This window comes from Pseudoalteromonas sp. G5_S1_54_S4, assembly GCF_054968565.1.
On sequence record NZ_JBQKUL010000016.1, the window covers coordinates 44,753 to 63,610 of the forward strand.

General features: G+C 41.0%; 16 protein-coding genes. 14 read left to right on the top strand and 2 right to left on the bottom strand.

All coding sequences use genetic code 11. The annotated features are described in order from the left end of the window. Positions 1 to 15: 15 nt before the first annotated feature. The 8 genes from aceE to ACTRWE_RS08405 all read left to right on the top strand — a co-directional run bounded on the left by aceE (position 16) and on the right by ACTRWE_RS08405 (position 12,660). On the top strand, positions 16 to 2,682 hold the full coding sequence (gene aceE / locus ACTRWE_RS08370) for a pyruvate dehydrogenase (acetyl-transferring), homodimeric type (protein WP_462879829.1): 2,667 nt from the start codon (positions 16 to 18) through the stop codon (positions 2,680 to 2,682). Positions 2,683 to 2,692: 10 nt separating this feature from the next. Next, on the top strand, positions 2,693 to 4,609 hold the full coding sequence (aceF, locus tag ACTRWE_RS08375; RefSeq protein WP_075169864.1) for a pyruvate dehydrogenase complex dihydrolipoyllysine-residue acetyltransferase: 1,917 nt from the start codon (positions 2,693 to 2,695) through the stop codon (positions 4,607 to 4,609). A gap of 163 nt (positions 4,610 to 4,772) precedes the next feature. Further along, the gene (gene lpdA, locus ACTRWE_RS08380) at positions 4,773 to 6,200 is read left to right on the top strand and encodes a dihydrolipoyl dehydrogenase (protein ID WP_013465928.1); all 1,428 of its coding nucleotides are present in this window, start codon (positions 4,773 to 4,775) and stop codon (positions 6,198 to 6,200) included. Positions 6,201 to 6,454: 254 nt separating this feature from the next. Then, positions 6,455 to 7,141 (top strand): tRNA-uridine aminocarboxypropyltransferase, encoded by a 687-nt coding sequence (locus tag ACTRWE_RS08385; protein ID WP_377112287.1) that lies wholly within the window; start codon positions 6,455 to 6,457, stop codon positions 7,139 to 7,141. 891 nt (positions 7,142 to 8,032) lie between these two features. Further along, positions 8,033 to 9,037, top strand: coding sequence for a Fe(3+) ABC transporter substrate-binding protein (locus ACTRWE_RS08390; RefSeq protein WP_013465926.1), 1,005 nt, complete (start codon positions 8,033 to 8,035; stop codon positions 9,035 to 9,037). Continuing rightward, complete coding sequence (locus ACTRWE_RS08395; protein ID WP_335674976.1) at positions 9,037 to 10,668, top strand: ABC transporter permease; 1,632 nt, start codon at positions 9,037 to 9,039, stop codon at positions 10,666 to 10,668. Before ACTRWE_RS08390 ends, ACTRWE_RS08395 begins: the two co-directional genes overlap by 1 nt. Further along, positions 10,669 to 11,721 (top strand): ABC transporter ATP-binding protein, encoded by a 1,053-nt coding sequence (locus ACTRWE_RS08400; RefSeq protein WP_462879830.1) that lies wholly within the window; start codon positions 10,669 to 10,671, stop codon positions 11,719 to 11,721. A gap of 39 nt (positions 11,722 to 11,760) precedes the next feature. Next, the gene (locus tag ACTRWE_RS08405; RefSeq protein WP_462879831.1) at positions 11,761 to 12,660 is read left to right on the top strand and encodes a Dyp-type peroxidase; all 900 of its coding nucleotides are present in this window, start codon (positions 11,761 to 11,763) and stop codon (positions 12,658 to 12,660) included. Positions 12,661 to 12,717: 57 nt separating this feature from the next. Here the strand turns inward: ACTRWE_RS08405 and argR are convergent, their stop codons facing one another. Beyond that, a complete protein-coding gene (gene argR, locus ACTRWE_RS08410) occupies positions 12,718 to 13,185 on the bottom strand; it encodes a transcriptional regulator ArgR (RefSeq protein ID WP_008114955.1) in 468 nt (155 codons plus the stop codon). A gap of 215 nt (positions 13,186 to 13,400) precedes the next feature. On the opposite strand from argR, the gene mdh reads away from it, so the two are divergent. Beyond that, positions 13,401 to 14,333: a malate dehydrogenase gene (gene mdh / locus ACTRWE_RS08415; protein ID WP_013465922.1), complete on the top strand. Its 933-nt coding sequence runs from the start codon at positions 13,401 to 13,403 to the stop codon at positions 14,331 to 14,333. 75 nt (positions 14,334 to 14,408) lie between these two features. Here mdh and ispB read toward each other — a convergent pair whose 3' ends face one another. Further along, positions 14,409 to 15,380 carry an octaprenyl diphosphate synthase gene (ispB, locus tag ACTRWE_RS08420; RefSeq protein ID WP_024601744.1) on the bottom strand — a complete coding sequence of 324 codons (972 nt, stop codon included), beginning with the start codon at positions 15,378 to 15,380 and terminating at the stop codon, positions 14,409 to 14,411. A gap of 423 nt (positions 15,381 to 15,803) precedes the next feature. On the opposite strand from ispB, the gene rplU reads away from it, so the two are divergent. From rplU to ACTRWE_RS08445, 5 genes are all read left to right on the top strand, one after another. Beyond that, positions 15,804 to 16,115, top strand: coding sequence for a 50S ribosomal protein L21 (rplU, locus tag ACTRWE_RS08425; protein ID WP_004587921.1), 312 nt, complete (start codon positions 15,804 to 15,806; stop codon positions 16,113 to 16,115). Between the two features lie 16 nt (positions 16,116 to 16,131). After that, positions 16,132 to 16,389: a 50S ribosomal protein L27 gene (rpmA, locus tag ACTRWE_RS08430; RefSeq protein WP_008114963.1), complete on the top strand. Its 258-nt coding sequence runs from the start codon at positions 16,132 to 16,134 to the stop codon at positions 16,387 to 16,389. A gap of 154 nt (positions 16,390 to 16,543) precedes the next feature. Further along, positions 16,544 to 17,695, top strand: coding sequence for an Obg family GTPase CgtA (cgtA, locus tag ACTRWE_RS08435; protein ID WP_013465920.1), 1,152 nt, complete (start codon positions 16,544 to 16,546; stop codon positions 17,693 to 17,695). A 71-nt stretch (positions 17,696 to 17,766) separates the two neighbouring features. Then, the gene (gene folA / locus ACTRWE_RS08440) at positions 17,767 to 18,258 is read left to right on the top strand and encodes a type 3 dihydrofolate reductase (RefSeq protein ID WP_167378571.1); all 492 of its coding nucleotides are present in this window, start codon (positions 17,767 to 17,769) and stop codon (positions 18,256 to 18,258) included. An 82-nt stretch (positions 18,259 to 18,340) separates the two neighbouring features. Further along, positions 18,341 to 18,715, top strand: a complete 375-nt coding sequence (locus tag ACTRWE_RS08445) for a DUF3718 domain-containing protein (RefSeq protein ID WP_013465918.1) — start codon at positions 18,341 to 18,343, stop codon at positions 18,713 to 18,715. Positions 18,716 to 18,858: the final 143 nt, after the last annotated feature.

Here is an 18,858-nt window from a genome sequence, read left to right on the forward strand (position 1 = left end):
TAAGGAAACCTCCATATGTCTGAAGTCAATAAAATTGACGTAGACGCGCTAGAAACACAAGAGTGGTTACAAGCTCTTGAATCGGTTGTGCGCGAAGAAGGTGTTGAACGAGCTCAGTTTTTACTTGAGCAAGTGTTAGAGCAAGCCCGCTTAGACGGTGTTGATATGCCAACTGGCATTAACACAAACTACGTTAATACGATCCCGGTTGATCAAGAACCTGCCTACCCTGGTGATGTAAATCTTGAGCGCCGTATTCGTTCAATTATTCGTTGGAACGCGATTATGATTGTATTGCGTGCATCGAAAAAAGATCTCGACTTAGGCGGCCATATGGCGTCTTACCAATCGTCTGCTGCATTTTATGAAGTATGTTTTAACCATTTCTTTAAAGCGCCAAATGATGTTGATGGTGGTGATTTAGTTTATTACCAAGGTCATATTTCTCCGGGTATTTATGCGCGTGCATTTGTTGAAGGGCGTTTAAGTGCCGAACAGCTTGATAATTTCCGTCAGGAAGTAGATGGTAAAGGCTTACCTTCTTACCCTCACCCTAAATTAATGCCAGAGTTTTGGCAGTTCCCAACGGTATCTATGGGCTTAGGTCCAATTTCTTCAATTTACCAAGCGCGTTTCTTAAAGTACTTAGATGGCCGTGGCTTAAAAGACACTAAAAACCAACGTGTATATGCGTTTTTAGGTGATGGTGAAATGGATGAGCCAGAATCACGTGGTGCTATTTCTTTTGCTGCCCGTGAAAAGCTAGATAACCTATGTTACTTAGTTAACTGTAACCTACAGCGCTTAGACGGCCCAGTAATGGGTAACGGTAAAATCATTCAAGAGCTAGAAGGGCTATTTAAAGGCGCTGGCTGGAATGTTATTAAACTTGTTTGGGGAAGCGGTTGGGATATTCTGCTTGCTAAAGACACCACAGGTAAATTACTACAGTTAATGAACGAAACTGTTGATGGTGATTACCAAACATATAAAGCGAAAGATGGCGCGTACGTACGTGAACATTTCTTTGGTCGCTACCCAGAAACAGCAGCACTTGTTGCTGATATGACCGATGAAGAAATTTTCGCCCTTAAGCGCGGTGGTCATGAGCCTTCAAAACTGTTTGCTGCATTTAAAAAAGCAGAAGAAACGAAAGGTCGTCCAACAGTGATCCTTGCTAAAACAGTAAAAGGTTACGGCATGGGTGAAGCAGCTGAAGGTAAAAACATTGCGCACCAAGTTAAGAAAATGGATATGTCGCATGTGGCTCACTTACGCTCTCGTTTAGGCTTAGATGATTTAGTATCTGAAGAGCAATTGAAAGAGCTACCATACTTAGAGCTTGAAAAAGATTCTCCAGAGTACAAGTATCTTCATGCGCGTCGTGAGGCTCTACAAGGTTACACGCCAACACGTATCGCTAAGTTCTCTGAAAAGTTACAGTTACCAGAAGTAGATGCGTTCAAGCCGTTACTTGAAGAGCAAAAGCGTGATATTTCAACCACTATGGGCTTTGTACGTGCACTTAATATCTTATTAAAAGATAAAGGTATTGGTAAAAATATTGTGCCAATTATTGCCGATGAAGCACGTACTTTTGGTATGGAAGGTTTATTCCGTCAAATCGGTATTTACAACCCACATGGCCAAAATTACACCCCTCAAGACCGTGATATTGTTTCTTACTACAAAGAAGCAACCTCAGGGCAGGTATTACAAGAAGGGATTAACGAGCTAGGTGCAATGTCGTCATGGGTTGCTGCTGCAACATCATACAGCACCAACGACTTACCGATGATCCCATTCTACATTTACTACTCTATGTTTGGTTTCCAACGTGTTGGTGACATGGCATGGATGGCAGGGGATCAACAAGCACGTGGTTTCTTATTAGGTGCTACAGCGGGTCGTACAACGTTAAATGGCGAAGGCTTACAACATGAAGATGGCCACAGCCACATTCTTGCAAACACGGTACCTAACTGTATTTCTTACGATCCTACTTATGCATTTGAAGTAGCGGTTATCGTGCAAGACGGTATTCGTCGTATGTACGGTGAAGAGCAAGAAAACATTTACTACTACCTAACGCTAATGAACGAAAACTACCATCAGCCAGCAATGCCAGAAGGCGCTGAAGAAGGTATTCGTAAAGGTATCTACAAGCTAGAAAGCTACGAAGGTAAAAAAGCCAACGTACAGCTATTAAGCTCAGGTACTATCATGACTGAAGTGCGTAAAGCTGCGGCAATTTTAAGCGAAGAGTTTGGTATTGCGTCTGATGTTTACTCAGTAACTTCATTCAATGAACTTACCCGTGATGGACAAGATGTTGAACGTTTCAACATGCTTAACCCAGAAGGCGAGCAAAAAACGCCATACATCACTAGCGTATTAAACGATTCAGTCACTGTTGCTGCAACGGATTACATGAAAAACTACGCAGAACAAGCGCGTTCATTTATTCCAAGCAATAACTACAAAGTATTGGGTACAGATGGTTACGGTCGTTCAGACAGCCGTGAAAACCTACGTCGTCACTTTGAAGTTAACGCAAGCTACGTGGTAGTTGCGACATTATCTGAACTTGCTAAACGTGGTGAAGTTGAAAAGTCAGTGGTTGTTGAAGCAATTAAAAAATTCAACATCGACACTAACAAACTAAATCCACTGTACGCATAAGAGGTTTGCAATGAGTATTGAAATTAAAGTACCTGATATCGGTGGCGATGAAGTAGAAGTAACCGAAATACTAGTGAGCGTTGGCGATAAAGTTGAAGTTGACCAATCACTATTAAGTGTTGAAGGTGATAAAGCTGCGATGGAAGTACCTGCTGAACAAGCCGGTACGGTAAAAGAAATTAAAGTAAATGTGGGTGACACTGTTACCACAGGCACTTTAGTGTTCATCTTTGAAGGTGAAGCGCAAGACTCTGCTGCTGACTCTAAAGAAGCTGAAAAAACCGAGGAAGCTGCACCTGCTGCGTCATCGGCTTCATCAACTAAAGAAGTCACTGTGCCAGATATTGGTGATGACGAAGTTGAAGTAACTGAAATTATGGTTGCAGTTGGTGATAGCGTAGAAGAAGAGCAATCTATCTTAAACGTTGAAGGCGACAAAGCGGCAATGGAAGTACCAGCACCCTTTGCCGGTACAGTAAAAGAAATTAAAGTAAATACTGGTGACAAAGTGAAAACGGGTTCACTAGTATTTGTTTTTGAAGTGGCGGGTGGTGATAACCAAAGTGCCCCTGCAGCTGATTCAAAAGCACAAGAGAAGCCTGCTGAACAAGCATCGGCATCAAGCACTAAAGAAGTTAGCGTGCCTGATATTGGTGATGACGAAGTTGAAGTAACAGAAGTTATGGTTGTGGTTGGCGATAGCGTAGAAGAAGAGCAATCTATCTTAAACGTTGAAGGCGACAAAGCAGCTATGGAAGTACCGGCGCCGTTTGCAGGTACTGTTAAAGAGATTAAAGTAGCGACTGGCGATAAAGTTAAAACTGGCTCATTGATTTTTGTATTTGAAGTGGCGGGTAGTGCACCAGCTGCAGCACCTGCAGAAAAATCAGCACCAGCGCCTAAAACAGAATCTAAGCCGGCAGCTCAGGCTGAGTCAAAATCAGCAGCATCATCTGCTAAAGCAAGCTCTGAAAGCTTTGAAAACAATAGCGCTTATGCACATGCATCGCCAGTGGTTCGCCGTTTAGCACGTGAGTTTGGTATTAACCTTGCCAACGTTAAAGGCACGGGCCGTAAAAACCGTGTTGTTAAAGAAGACGTGCAAAACTATGTTAAGCAACTGGTTAAGCAAGTTGAGTCTGGTCAAGTATCTGCAGCTAAAGGCAATGCTGGTGGCGGTGAGCTTGGTTTAATTCCATGGCCAAAAGTTGATTTTGCTAAGTTTGGTGAAATAGAAGAGAAAAAACTCTCTCGTATTCAAAAGCTGTCAGGTAAAAACTTACACCGTAACTGGGTGCAAATCCCACATGTTACCCAGTTTGATGAAGCGGATATCACGAGCCTTGAGCAGTTCCGTAAAGAGCAAAATGCCCTTAACGAGAAGAAAAAGCTGGGTGTTAAAATTACGCCACTCGTGTTTGTAATGAAAGCAGCTGCTAAAGCGCTTGCTGAGTTCCCTACATTTAACTCATCGCTTTCAGAGGATGGCGAAAGCTTAATCCTTAAAAAGTACATTAATATTGGTGTAGCGGTTGATACGCCAAATGGCTTAGTTGTACCAGTATTTAAAGATGTTGATAAAAAAGGCATTATTGAACTATCTCGTGAGCTTATGGAAGTATCTGTTAAAGCGCGTGATGGCAAGTTAAGTTCATCAGATATGCAAGGTGGTTGTTTTACTATTTCAAGCCTAGGTGGCATTGGCGGTACGGCATTTACGCCGATTGTGAATGCGCCTGAGGTGGCAATTTTAGGTGTGTCAAAATCTGAAATGAAGCCTAAGTGGAATGGTAAAGAGTTTGAGCCTAAGCTAATGGTTCCACTTTCAATGTCTTACGACCATAGAGTGATTGACGGTGCACTTGCTGCACGCTTTACTGTTACTCTTGCAAGTTACATGAGTGATATACGTCAGTTAGTGATGTAATTACTACAGAGTGAATAAAATCAAATCCCAGCCAGTTGTTTTTAGCTGGGATTTTTATCATTTGCAATGATACAATATTTGCACAAATGCCCTTTTCTGCCTTGCAGAAACATGGCAGTTAAATTTTGGGGCTGTGTCCCGTTCAAACAATAAAGGTAATAGCATGAGCAACGAATTAAAAACTCAAGTTGTTGTACTAGGCGGTGGTCCTGGTGGTTACTCTGCGGCTTTTCGCGCTGCTGACTTGGGCTTAGAAGTTACATTAGTAGAATCTCGCGAGACATTAGGTGGTGTATGTCTTAATGTTGGTTGTATTCCTTCTAAAGCACTTTTACACGTAGCTAAAGTGATTGATGATGCTGCAGAAATGTCATCTCACGGCGTTACTTTTGGCGCACCAAAAATTGACTTAGATGAAGTTCGTTCTTGGAAAGAGTCTGTTGTCGGCCAGCTTACAGGTGGCTTAGACGGCATGGCTAAAATGCGTAAAGTAAAAGTTGTATCTGGTTACGGTAAATTTACTGGTAGCAATACTTTAGACGTTGAAGGCGCTGACGGTAAAACAACCATTACCTTTGATAACGCAATTATTGCTGCGGGTTCTAAACCTGTAAACTTACCTTTCATCCCTGAGGATGATCGCGTTATTGATTCAACGGGTGCGCTAGAGCTTAAAGATGTTCCTGAAAAGCTACTTGTTTTAGGTGGTGGTATTATTGGTCTAGAAATGGGTACGGTTTACCGTGCACTAGGTTCTGCAATTGATGTTGTAGAATTTGCAGACCAACTAGTTCCTGCTGCTGATAAAGACATCATTAAAATTTACCAAAAGCATGTTAAAGACAAGTTTAACGTGATGCTTTCAACTAAAGTAACTGGCGTTGAAGCAAAAGACGACGGTTTATATGTTACGTTTGAAGGCAAAAATGCACCAGCAGAGCCAGTACGTTACGACAAAGTACTTGTTGCTGTAGGTCGTACACCAAATGGTAACATGTTAGACGCTGATAAAGCGGGTGTGAATGTTGATGAGCGTGGTTTTATTAACGTTGATAAGCAATTACGTACTAACGTAGAACATATTTTTGCAATTGGTGACTTAGTGGGTCAGCCTATGCTTGCGCATAAAGCGGTTCATGAAGGCCATGTTGCTGCTGAAGTTATCTCTGGTCAAAAACATTACTTTGATCCTAAGTGTATTCCTTCAATTGCTTACACTGACCCTGAAATTGCATGGGCGGGTGTAACTGAAAAAGAAGCGAAAGAGCAAGGTTTAAGCATTGAAACAGCAGTATTCCCTTGGGCTGCATCGGGTCGTGCAATTGCTTCTTCACGTACTGAAGGTTCTACTAAGCTTATTTTTGATAAAGAAAGCGGCCGTATTATCGGTGGTGCTATGATTGGTATTAACGCAGGCGAAATGCTGGGCGAAATCGGTCTAGGTATTGAAATGGGTGCAGATGGTGAAGACCTAGCGCTAACAATTCATGCTCACCCAACATTGAACGAATCAATCGGCCTTGCTGCTGAAATTTTTGAAGGTTCAATCACTGATTTACCAAACAAAAAAGCAGTTAAAAAGAAGAAGTAATTTCTTTTAGTTAATCGCGATAAAAAACCCAAGCCTCGGCTTGGGTTTTTTGTTTTTATAGCCGTCAGCCGTCAGCCGTCAGCCGTCAGCCGTCAGCCGTCAGCCGTCAGTAAAGACAAGCTCCCTTGACACTTAAGTTAATATGAGCAAAATTTTGTAGCTGATAGCTGATAGCTGATAGCTGATAGCTGATATCTATTCCCTTTTATTTTAGCTACAATGCGCAGCCATCAATTTATAGGTAATAAACCACAGTGACTCAAGGTTTCAAAAATTCAGTTTTAGCGTTACGTGCCCAGCAAATAAGTGAATCTCGACGCGAGTTTAATGCCCGGGGCGGTAAGATGGACCGCTGTGAGCAATGCTTAATTGCCAAGCATTACTGTATTTGTGAGGGCGCTGAGTATGCAAGTTGCGACGCTGCGGTTTGTTTACTGATGTATCATAATGAAAGTTTTAAACCGTCTAATACAGGGCGTTTAATTGCTGAAATAGTCCCTGATAATTATGCGTTTCGCTGGGATAGAACCTCCCCAGATCCTGCTTTATTAGCACTGTTAAGTAATGAACAGTATCAACCTTTTGTGATTTTTCCTGCAGAAGATGTTGAAACAGATAGAGTAGTAACGCAAGTGGAGCCTGTTGCAGGTAAAACGCCTTTATTTATATTTTTAGATGGTACATGGCGTGAAGCTAAAAAAATGATCCGCAAAAGTCCTTATTTAGATAATTTGCCCGTGCTTTCTATTACCGCACAAAAGCTCTCAGATTACCGATTACGTGTAGCACCTCATGCTCACCAGTTGGGTACGGCAGAAGTGGCTATTATGGTATTGGCATTAGCGAATGAGGTTGATGCGAGTACTAAATTAGAACAGCATTTTATCAAATTTCGCGACGCCTATTTACTCGGTAAGCGCAACAAAGGCAGGCCGGAATAAACTGCAAGATGTTGATACGAAAAAGCTGAATTTAACACTTGAGTATAGCTTAAACATATATAATTTTGGCTGACCGCTGACCGCTGACCGCTGACCGCTGACCGCTGACCGCTGACCGCTGACCGCTGATTTTCAGGCAAAAGAAAAGCGCGAACCATCTCTAGTCGCGCTTGCGGAATCTTCTAACTTTGTTGCATCCTGCAATTGAACCTAATCAACTCCAATTTTTACGATCCGTGTTATTACAATATTACTTTCTAGTTCTATGTAATATAGGCTATCCGGGCCTGTCTCCATAAATCCTTGAAACATCCTGTAAGGTAAAATCTATTACCAATCCTTATTGCACATCCGAGTGCATTCCTTTTGCTACCATTCCGTTGTGTTGCCCTAAGGCCTGTCCGTTTTATTCCCTATCCTTTAGCAACAACTTTTCCGTGTTGTTATCCATTACGCATCATCCTGATGCTATCCCTTATGCAACATTCCATTGCGATACTCATCCTGAGCCTGTCCTTAAATCCCTGTTATCCTAAAAACCAAACCTTGGTATTCGAGTAGTTAGTCCGTTTCCATTTACTCGGTAAGCGTCGTTGCTTATTTATGGGTTAATTATAGAGAGTGATTTGCAGTAAATGTAGGATAAAACCGCTTATGGTTTTGGTTCTTACAAATGAAATATTTTTAAATTATATAAAATACAATAACTTGCTATGTTTTTGTGGTGTTATACAGAGTGTTTTTACTCATTAGCTGTCATAAGCGTAAGAGATGTCTTACAAGGGTTTTCTTTTTTTGGCGTATTTACCACGAAGTGATTATATAAAGTGTGCACTTTTTAGTTCATCGCGGTAAAATTAATGATAATAATTATTAGTTAGGTAAGACAATATGAAAAAAACACTCGCGCTTGTTGTTGGGTTAATTGCCTCAGCACCGGCTGTTGCAACCGATGTTGTGAATATTTACTCATTTCGACAACCTTTTTTAATTAAACCTATTTTAGACGATTTTACACAGCAAACGGGCATTAAAACCAATGTGGTGTTTGCTAAAAAAGGCTTAATAGAACGTGTTAAGCGTGAAGGTAAACACAGCAAAGCCGATTTAGTTTTAACCTCAAACTTTAGTGCTTTAATTCAATTAGAAGAGCTAAATCTTACGCAAACTATAGAAAGCGAGCTGGTTAATAATAATGTCCCGGCGGCATTTCGTGATGGCGATGGTCAGTGGGTAGCGCTCACTAAGCGCGTGCGTAATGTTTACTCTTCAAAAGAGCGTTTAGGCGCATTGCCTAACCTTACCTACGAAGCGCTTGCTGAGCCGCAATACAAAGGACAAATTTGTACTCGCTCTGGCAAACACCCATATAACTTAGGCCTTGTAGCTTCTATGATCGCTCATCATGGTGAAGCACAGACGAAAACATGGCTTGAGGGTGTAAAAGCTAATTTAGCGCGTAAACCTCAAGGTAACGATCGAGCGCAAGTTAAAGCGGTTAAAGAAGGTTTATGTAATTTAGCCTTAGGTAATAGTTATTACTTGGGCAAAATGCTGCAAGATGAAGCACAAAAACCATGGGCTGAAGCCGTTCATATTAACTTTCCAAATCAAACTGACCGAGGATCACATATAAATGTATCGGGTGCGGTTATTACTAAGTATGCTAAAAACCCTGAAAATGCCTTGAAACTCATAGAGTATATGACAGACAATAAGGCGCAAAATATGTATGCCTCGCTCAATATGGAGTATCCGGTTAAGCCAGGTGTGAAACTTTCTAGTTTGGTTGCATCATGGGGAAGCTTTAAGGAAGACAGCTTACCGCTTGATGAAATTAGCAAATATCGTCCGTTAGCACTTAAGCTAATTGATGAGGTGAAGTTCGATCTTTAATGACTTATAAATTTCAGCTGTCGAAATGGCAGCTTATTGCGTGGTCGACGGGGTTATTGCTGTCGACCCCGTTGTTTTTCCTACTATTAGAATCTTTACAAGGCGACTCAGAGGTATTTACCCACCTGTGGAATACCGTACTGTGGGACTATATAAGTAATACCGTATTACTGGTTTTAGGTGTAGGGTTACTTAGCTGCTTTATTGCGTTACCACTGGGTTGGCTCACCGCTTATTGCCGTTTTCCTGGTAAAAAACAATTTGAATGGGCATTGATGCTGCCTCTTGCCATGCCTACTTATATTATTGCTTATGTGTACACCGATTTACTCGACTATGCGGGGCCGGTACAAATAACGCTAAGAGAGTGGTTTGGTTGGCAGTCGCCAAGTGACTACTGGTTTTTTGATATACGCACCTTACCAGGGGCTATTGTTATGATTGCGCTGGTACTCTACCCGTATTTATATTTAATTTTTAAAACTGCACTGCGAGAACAATCTTTTAAGTTAGTCCAAGCCAGTCAGTTAATGGGGCTAAATGCATGGAAAAGCTTTTTTAAAGTCAGCCTTGTATTATCCCGTGGTGCCATTGTAGCGGCACTTGCTTTGATCAGCATGGAAACCATGGCTGATTTTGCCACCGTAAGCTATTTTGCTGTCAGTACATTAACCACTGCCGTATACGATACCTGGTTTGGCTATTATTCATTAACTGCAGCAGCAAAAATTTCAGGGGTGATGTTGTTATTGCTGTTCTTAGCATTGATCACCGAGCGTTTTAGCCGTCGTAACCAAGCGGTGTTTGAGCGTCAATCGAGTGTGAACAGTGAGGCACTTTATATTCTTAAAGGTAAGTCTGCATGGTTAGCAACGGGGTTTTGTAGCTTTATTTTAATTATTTCGTTTATTATTCCGATGGTTGTATTGCTCAAATATGCAGTTATGTATTTTGATCAAGCGTGGAATAGTGAGTTTTTTAGCTATGCATGGCAAAGTTTAAAAGTGGCAGCTGTAGTCAGTGTGGTGACTATTATACTGAGTGTTTTAGTGGTGTTTTATCAGCGCATTGCTAAACAAACAAATCCATTAATTCCTGGGCGTTTGGCCAGTACGGGCTATGCGTTACCCGGCACAGTATTAGCGATTGCGGTATTGTTGCCACTAACACTATTAGAAAACACCATTAACCGCATTTTAACCCCTTATGATTTAGATATTGGCTTATTACTTACTGGCAGCTTAGTCACTATTATTTTTGCTTATATAGTGCGATTTTACGCAGTTGCACATGGTGCCATAGAGTCAAGCTTTTCACGTATTAGCCCCTCGCTTGATATGGCAAGTCAGTCAATGGGGAAAAGCCAAGGCCGCACATTACGCTTAGTGCATTTGCCTTTATTGCGCCGAGGCTTATTAACCGCAGGTTTATTGGTCTTTATTGAGTGTATGAAAGAGCTGCCCGCAGCCTTACTGCTAAGGCCTTTTGACTTTGAAAGCTTAGCAACGCACGTGTTTCAATATGTCAGTGACGAACAATTAGAGCTGGCCTCTATATCAGCTTTATTTATAGTGGTGGTGGGCTTTATTCCGTTATATTTTATTAACCGTTCAATGGAGCAACGTAGTTAAATGAGTAGTTTGATTTTACAAGGCGTGAGCTATGCATATAACGGGACTAAGGTTGTAGATGATTTAGACCTAACCTTAGGTAAAGACGAAATAGTGTGTTTACTCGGTGCCAGTGGCTGCGGCAAAACCACCACGCTTAAAGCCATTGCAGGATTAATTGAGGCCAAGCAAGGACAGGTATTTATTGATGGTAAATTAGTCAGTGATGCCAATACGTTTGTTTCACCTGAGCATCGTAATATTGGCATGATGTTTCAAGACTACGCACTATTCCCACATTTAACGGTAGCGAATAATATTGGCTTTGGCCTAAGCGGTATGAGCAAAGCGAATAAACAAGCTCGCGTGGATGAAATGTTAAAGCTTGTGCATTTGATTGGCTGCGCCGATAGGTACCCACATCAACTCTCTGGTGGGCAACAGCAACGGGTAGCGATTGCACGTGCATTAGCTTATAAACCCAGTTTACTCTTGTTAGATGAGCCGTTTTCTAATATTGATACCCAAGTCCGATTTGAATTAATCGCCGATATTAGGCGTATTATTAAAGCTCAGCAAGTGTCGGCAGTGTTTGTTACTCACTCAAAAGAAGAGGCGTTTGCATTTTCAGATACGCTTGCGGTTATGCATCAAGGTAAAATTGCGCAGCAAGGCACGCCAGAGCAGCTTTTTGCCAAACCAAGTTCAAAGGAGGTTGCAGAATTTCTGGGTCAGGGCATATACTTAAGCGCAACTGTATTAACAGCAACTGAATATAAAACACAGTTTGGTGTGGTTAAATCAATACTGCCACAGCAATGCGCAGTGGCTAAAAAGGGTGTTATTTATGTGCGCCCACATCAACTTGAACTTGCCAGTAATAATGATAACGAGCTGGAGTGTGAGTGCGTAACTATACTAAGTAGTCGCTTTATTGGCTCTGCTTATGTATACACTGTGGTTATTGCTGAACAAGAAATAGAAGTTGCAGCTCAGTATGGCCAGTCATTTGAAATTAATGAACAGGTTATAATAAAAATAAAACCGCACACGGTGAATTTTTTTGAATCGTAATTAATCACTGTGTTTTGCTCTAAAAAGTAAGGAATAACAATGGCGCAAGCGCAATCAGGGATTTGTGCTGAAGCAAACTTACACGGTTTGCACTTATTTTTTAATGTACTTGATGGTCACGACGAATCACTTCGCGCTAAGCTTAAACAAGTGAGCGATATTGAAGATGAGTTTAGTGATCAGTTCTCTGAATCTATGCTTTCTTGTATGGTGGCAATTGGCGCGCAATATTGGCCACACATTCTGCCTGATTATATGCCAAGTGAGCTGCAAAGCTTTCCTAATATCACCCATAGCGATTTTGTGATGAGTGCAAGGCCATGCGATTTATTTGTACAAATCCGCTCAGACAGAGAAGATGTAAACCACCTGTTTGCATTGCAAATATTAAAACTTTTCAACCCTGATGTTGAGCTGGTGGAGCAAATTCGTAATTTTCGTTTTCTAGATGGCCGTGATTTTAATGGTTTTATTTATGCGGGCGATACTCCGCATGGTCGTCAAAAACGGGTAACGGCCCTCGTTAATAAGCCTGATAGCTTTGAAGATCAAGGCAGCTATATTCATGTTCAGCGCTATAAGCATGACTTAACGTTATGGCAGCACTTGTCGTTGCAAGAACAAGAACAAATAATGGGGCGTACTCGTCTCGACAATACCCTAATAAGCCCCGCACTTGAAAGCAGCCATGCAACCCGAAGTGAATTAAAAGATGAACAGGGGCAAGCATTATTACTAAATCAAAGTATGCCTTATGGCGACGTGTATGAGCAGGGGATGTTAATGATTACGTGCTCGGCTAAAGGGGATGCGTTCGAGAAAGTACTCAATAGCCGATTAGGGCAGGGGGAGTATTACGACCATTGGCTTGATTTTACTCAAGCAGATATGGGCTCTGCGTTTTTTGCACCCTCAGTGCGATTTCTAAAGCAGCTATAAAACAAGCCAGTAACGGCTACGTATTAGTATAGCCGTAACAGTGATAACCAAACGAGTTTAAACCGTATCAAACAAAATACGCACACGCTCTAATGTGAGGTCTATTTCTGATACTTTCGCTGGCGCAATAAAAATAGTGTCATCGCCGGCAATTGTTCCTAATACGCCATCTGCTTTACCTAATGAGTCAAGTAAACGGGCAATTAGCTGCGCAGCGCCTGGGCTGGTGCGAATAATAATCATCATTTCGTTATGCATAATGTCAATAACTAACTGGCGTAACGGGCTTTTAGCGGTTGGTACACCCATTTCGGCAGGTAAACAGTACACCATTTCTTGTTTTGCATTGCGGGTACGTACCGCGCCAAACTTACTTAACATCCGCGACACTTTACTTTGGCTAATATTATCAAAGCCTTGTTCTTTTAATGCGTCAACTATTTCGCCTTGTGAGCCAAAATTCTCTTCTTTTAAAAGTGCTTTAAAGGCTTTTACCAATGCTTCTTGTTTGTCTTGTGGTTGCATAGTGTCTAATTATTTATGTTGTCGATACTGCAAATTCTACACAAAAATGCATATTTATGCAGCAGTTGTTTAGGTTTTGCTGCGTTTAAACAGCAAAGTTTACAACTATGGTCGAAAATATAGCTAAAATAGGCAGGATAAATTTGTTTTTAGTCGCTAATTTCTTTATCTTATAAACCACAAATATTTCCTTCCTCAAATCACGGAGAATTCCAATGAAAGTTGCTGTATTAGGTGCTGCAGGTGGTATCGGTCAAGCGTTGTCTTTATTATTAAAAACAGGCTTACCAGCTGGTTCAGAATTATCACTATATGATGTTGCGCCAGTAGTTCCTGGTGTTGCTGTTGACCTTTCTCATATCCCAACAGATGTAAAAGTTGAAGGTTTTGGTGCAGATGCACTAGATAAAGCATTAACAGGTTGTGATATTGTTTTAATCCCAGCGGGTATGCCACGTAAGCCAGGTATGGATCGTGCAGATTTATTTAATGTTAACGCTGGTATCATTAAAACATTAGCAGAAGGCATTGTTGCTAACTGTCCTAAAGCGCTTGTAGGTATTATCACTAACCCAGTTAATGGAACTGTACCGATTGTTGCTGAAGTATTCAAAAAAGCAGGTACTTACGATGCTAAGCGTGTATTTGGTATTACAACACTCGATGTTATCCGTTCTGAAGCGTTTATTGCTGAACTTAAAGGCGTAGACGTAGCAAGTGTTAAAGTACCAGTGATTGGTGGCCACTCAGGCACAACCATTCTACCGTTACTTTCTCAAGTTGAAGGTGTTACTTTCACTGATGAAGAAGTAGCTACACTAACTCCTCGTATCCAAAACGCAGGTACTGAAGTAGTTAATGCTAAAGCGGGCGGTGGTTCTGCAACATTATCTATGGGTGCTGCTGCAGCACGTTTTTGTATGTCTTTAGTTAAAGGCTTACAAGGTGAAGACGTTGTAGATTATGCATACGTTGCTGTTGAAAATGGCGATGCAGAGTACTTTGCACACCCAGTACGTTTAGGCAAAAATGGCGTAGAAGAAATTCTTTCTTACGGCACTCTAAGCGCATTTGAAGAGCAAGCTAAAAATGACATGCTTGAAACGCTGAAAAAAGATATCAAAGAAGGTGTTGATTTTATGGCGTAATAGCCAAAATTAACCCATAAAAAAGCCTGCATTTGCAGGCTTTTTTATTGCTCGGAATTATCTACACAGTATTACTTAGTGGTCGCGGTCAACCGATATTCTAGCTAAGCTAATTAGTGCTTGCTTGTAACTCGACTCCGCTAAGCAATCTAAACAGGCAATTGCTTTTTCTGCTTCTTGCTCGGCTTTTTCCATTGTGAACTCAAGGGCATTGGTATGTTTGAGCGCAGCCAGTATCTCGTCAAGGTGCTCCATACCATTACAGTGCTCAATAGCGTCTCTTATTAACTGTGTTTGATGCTCACTACCGTGTTGCATTGCATATATAAGAGGTAACGTCGGCTTACCTTCAGCTAAATCGTCGCCAATGTTTTTACCAAGTTGGTCGGCATCAGCGTTGTAATCTAAAACATCATCCACTAACTGAAAAGCAGTACCTAAATGCATGCCATACAAATTAAGTGCCTCTAGTACACTATCGTCTTGCTCAGTAATAATGGCCGCAAGACCCGTCGCTGCTTCAAATAGCTTGGCGGTTTTAGAATAAATAACCTGCATATAACTGGCTTCAGTGGTATCAGGGTCGTTGCAGTTCATTAATTGCAGCACTTCACCTTCAGCAATAATGTTGGTTGCATCAGCCAGTACTTGCATTATTTGCATTTTACCAAGACCCACCATTAGCTGAAACGAGCGGGTGTAAATAAAATCACCCACCAGTACGCTAGCAGCATTACCAAACTCAGCATTTGCTGTAGGTGTGCCACGGCGCAAATTAGATTCATCTACAACATCATCATGTAAAAGCGTTGCGGTATGAATAAATTCAATGATAGTTGCTAGCGTAATGTGATCTTTGCCTTGGTAACCTAGCGCTTTAGCCGCCAAAATAGCCAACATGGGGCGAACACGTTTGCCACCGCTGTTAACAATATACAAACCAAGTTGATTAACTAACGCCACATCTGAGCGCATTTGCGCATGTATTAGTTGATTGACGTCATTCATATCGCTTTCGATTAACGCCTGGATAGCTTTTATATCCATTGATCTCCGAGCCAATTTTAATGTGTGAACGGCGCAGATTGTACAACAAAAAATGCATTAGCTCGATATTTTGTGATGATTCCTTAAAAAAACACCCTTAAGTAGGTTAAATGACCTATTAACCTTGTGAATAATTGATTAAACACCCTGGTTTAATTTTGAATCACCCTTGGCGGTTAATTGAACTACATAGGCTCGCTTTGCTATTGCTAATTTATTTTCTGTAACCGTTAAAAAGCGCTTGGCAAAGGGGGATTTTAATATAAAATAGAGGAAATATTGAATTGCTCTCAATGCAGCTACTTTTTATTCATTTAATTACAAAAAGAGGCTTGCTAGTTTTTACGCATTAGCGTAAACTTCGCGCCCTATTGAAGAATATTTTAGTTGCGTCGATTTGAGGGCGCACAGACGGAGTTAATTATGTACGCGGTTTTCCAAAGTGGTGGTAAACAGCACCGTGTGACTGAAGGTCAAACAATTCGTCTTGAGAAATTAGACGTTGAAACTGGTGCAGCAGTTGAATTTGATTCAGTACTTTTAGTTGCTGATGGTGAGAAGATCGAGATTGGTGTACCGTTCGTAAACGGTGGTAAAGTAACAGCTGAGGTTGTTTCACACGGTCGCGGTGAGAAGATTAAGGTTGTTAAATTTAGACGCCGTAAGCATTCTCGTAAGCAAATGGGCCATCGTCAATGGTTCACAGAAGTTAAAATCACTGGCATTAGCGCTTAATTAGAGGTACTTAGAAATGGCACATAAAAAAGCAGCTGGTAGTACTCGTAACGGTCGCGATTCAGAAAGCAAACGCCTAGGTGTTAAGCGTTTTGGTGGCGAATCAGTTCTAGCGGGTAGCATCATTGTTCGTCAGCGTGGAACTCGTTTCCACCCAGGCGCAAACGTAGGTATCGGTAAAGACCACACTATCTTCGCAAAAGCAGATGGTAAAGTTCAGTTTGAACAAAAAGGTCCTTTAAACCGTAAATACGTAACTATCGTAGCTGAGTAATCAGTAAGGTAGTTAAAAAACCCCGCCTTTGCGGGGTTTTTTGTTTTAAGCATGTTTAAATATATACCCAAGTGTTTTTATGCTCAGTGTGCTCTATAGGCCACTTAGGTATATAATAGAGTTATTAACAAGCCAATCCCTAAAGTGAGTAATCATGAAGTTTGTAGATGAAGTAGAAATTCGCGCAGAAGCTGGTGACGGTGGCAGCGGCATCGTGTCTTTTCGTCGTGAGAAATATGTTCCAGATGGTGGACCTGATGGCGGTGACGGTGGAGACGGTGGTAGTGTTTATCTACAAGCTGATGAAAACTTAAATACCCTTATTGACTATCAATTTGAGCGTTTTCACAGAGCAGAACGCGGTACAAACGGTCAAAGCCGTAATTGTACGGGTAAAAAAGGTGAAGACCTGATCGTTAAAGTGCCTGTTGGTACACGTATTATTGATGTTGATACACAGGAATCATTAGGGGATTTAACCCAAGATGGTCAACGAATTGTGGTTGCAAAAGGCGGTTTCCATGGCTTGGGGAATGCGCGTTTTAAATCAAGTACTAATCGTGCTCCACGTCAAAAAACACTTGGCACACCGGGTGAAGTACGTAACCTTAAGTTAGAGCTAATGCTACTGGCTGATGTCGGCTTACTAGGCTTACCAAATGCAGGTAAATCAACCTTTATCCGCAGTGTGTCAGCTGCAAAACCTAAAGTAGCTGATTATCCATTTACTACGCTGATTCCTAACTTAGGGGTTGTTCGTCCGGAAGCAAACAAATCATTTGTCATCGCTGATATTCCAGGTTTGATTGAAGGCGCGTCAGAGGGTGCTGGATTAGGTATTCGCTTCTTAAAGCATTTAGAGCGTTGTCGTGTGCTTTTACATATTATAGATGTAATGCCAGTTGATGGCTCTAATCCTGTTGATAATGCATTTGCAATCATCAACGAGCTACACCAGTACAGCCCTAAGCTTGCTGAAAAGCCACGCTGGTTAGTATTTAATAAAATTGATTTATTGCCTGAAGATGAAGCCAAAGCCTTATGTGAGCAAATTGCAGAAGAGTTGGGTGAGTCTGAAAATATTTACAGTATTGCTGCAATTAATAAATTAAATACGCAGCCATTAATTCACGACATCATGACGCTACTTGATAACATGCCTAAAGAGAAGTTTGTAGAAGTGGCAGACGAAGAGGTTGAATTTAAGTGGGATACCTACCATCAAAAAGCCACTAAAGGCGATGATGATGACTGGGATGATTGGGATGAAGATGATTACGACGTAGAAGTTGTCTACGAGCGTTAATAATTGTTTATATTTAAAAGGAGCTAACGCTCCTTTTTCTTTGATTAATAATAAAGTATTGGGTATTTAGTGTGATAATTTCAATGATTGCAGCAATGGCAAATAACCGTGTCATTGGCTTAGATAATAAAATGCCATGGCATTTACCTGGTGACCTTCAGCACTTTAAAAAAGTAACCTCTGGTAAACCCGTTATTATGGGGCGCAAAACATTTGAATCAATAGGCCGACCGTTACCTGGGCGACGTAATATTATTATTACTCGTAATAAAGACTATCACGCATCAGGAATTGAAACAGTAACCACACCAGAAGCTGCACTTGAGCTTGTTAATGATGTTGCAGAGGTGATGATAATTGGTGGCGGAAACATCTACCAGCAGTTTTTAGCGCAGGCGCAGCGCTTGTATTTAACCTTTATAGACTTAGATGTTGAAGGGGATACACAATTTCCTGATTATAAAAGTGTTGCAAACTGGCAAATTGCAGATGAAATGTTGATGACGCCCGATGATAAAAATAAATATAGTTATAAGTTCGTAACTTTGAATAAAGTTTCTTAACATTATTGCCAAAATCTGAGCGTGTTGGTACAATATTAAACAGTCGAGTACGAAAAAAGTATTAATATAGGGTGTCCAATCAATGATTAAATTACCAAAGCTAGTTGTAATTGCTGCTATTGCAGCGGGTTCGTTCGCTTATACTGCGCCTGTAAGCGCTGATGATCAGTTAGCTGTTTCAGTCTGTGAATACATTGCCGCTGATGATAAAAATCGTCTGCGTAGCAAACTAAAAAGTTCACGTGTGAAAGTACGTAATATCTATGATGCAGTTTTCTGTAATGGTAACAACTTATTGCGTCACGCTGTTGCAAGTAATGCGGTTGATACGGGTGAGTACATTGTTAAAAACTTATCAAAAAGCTCACTTGAAGATGGCGCAGATATCGCTTGGGCTGAGGCAAATCATGCTGGTTCAGCTTTAATCCCTATTATTAAAGACCGCGCAGGCCTTTAATTAAAAGCTTAATTTAAAAAAAACCGCGTTTATACGCGGTTTTTTATTAGTTACTTAAAACATCCTTCTATTGAGTCTTTATCTATCTCTCAATACACCTGACTATTACCCTAATTAAGTCTTTTACATAAAAATGTCATAAA

Excerpts from the sequence above, each read along its gene's own strand:
- aceE (WP_462879829.1), top strand. The coding sequence starts at position 16 with ATGTCTGAAGTCAATAAAATTGACGTAGACGCGCTAGAAACACAAGAG.
- aceF (WP_075169864.1), top strand. The coding sequence starts at position 2,693 with ATGAGTATTGAAATTAAAGTACCTGATATCGGTGGCGATGAAGTAGAA.
- lpdA (WP_013465928.1), top strand. The coding sequence starts at position 4,773 with ATGAGCAACGAATTAAAAACTCAAGTTGTTGTACTAGGCGGTGGTCCT.
- ACTRWE_RS08390 (WP_013465926.1), top strand. The coding sequence starts at position 8,033 with ATGAAAAAAACACTCGCGCTTGTTGTTGGGTTAATTGCCTCAGCACCG.
- ACTRWE_RS08395 (WP_335674976.1), top strand. The coding sequence starts at position 9,037 with ATGACTTATAAATTTCAGCTGTCGAAATGGCAGCTTATTGCGTGGTCG.
- ACTRWE_RS08400 (WP_462879830.1), top strand. The coding sequence starts at position 10,669 with ATGAGTAGTTTGATTTTACAAGGCGTGAGCTATGCATATAACGGGACT.
- ACTRWE_RS08405 (WP_462879831.1), top strand. The coding sequence starts at position 11,761 with ATGGCGCAAGCGCAATCAGGGATTTGTGCTGAAGCAAACTTACACGGT.
- argR (WP_008114955.1), bottom strand. The coding sequence starts at position 13,185 with ATGCAACCACAAGACAAACAAGAAGCATTGGTAAAAGCCTTTAAAGCA.
- mdh (WP_013465922.1), top strand. The coding sequence starts at position 13,401 with ATGAAAGTTGCTGTATTAGGTGCTGCAGGTGGTATCGGTCAAGCGTTG.
- ispB (WP_024601744.1), bottom strand. The coding sequence starts at position 15,380 with ATGGATATAAAAGCTATCCAGGCGTTAATCGAAAGCGATATGAATGAC.
- rplU (WP_004587921.1), top strand. The coding sequence starts at position 15,804 with ATGTACGCGGTTTTCCAAAGTGGTGGTAAACAGCACCGTGTGACTGAA.
- rpmA (WP_008114963.1), top strand. The coding sequence starts at position 16,132 with ATGGCACATAAAAAAGCAGCTGGTAGTACTCGTAACGGTCGCGATTCA.
- cgtA (WP_013465920.1), top strand. The coding sequence starts at position 16,544 with ATGAAGTTTGTAGATGAAGTAGAAATTCGCGCAGAAGCTGGTGACGGT.
- ACTRWE_RS08445 (WP_013465918.1), top strand. The coding sequence starts at position 18,341 with ATGATTAAATTACCAAAGCTAGTTGTAATTGCTGCTATTGCAGCGGGT.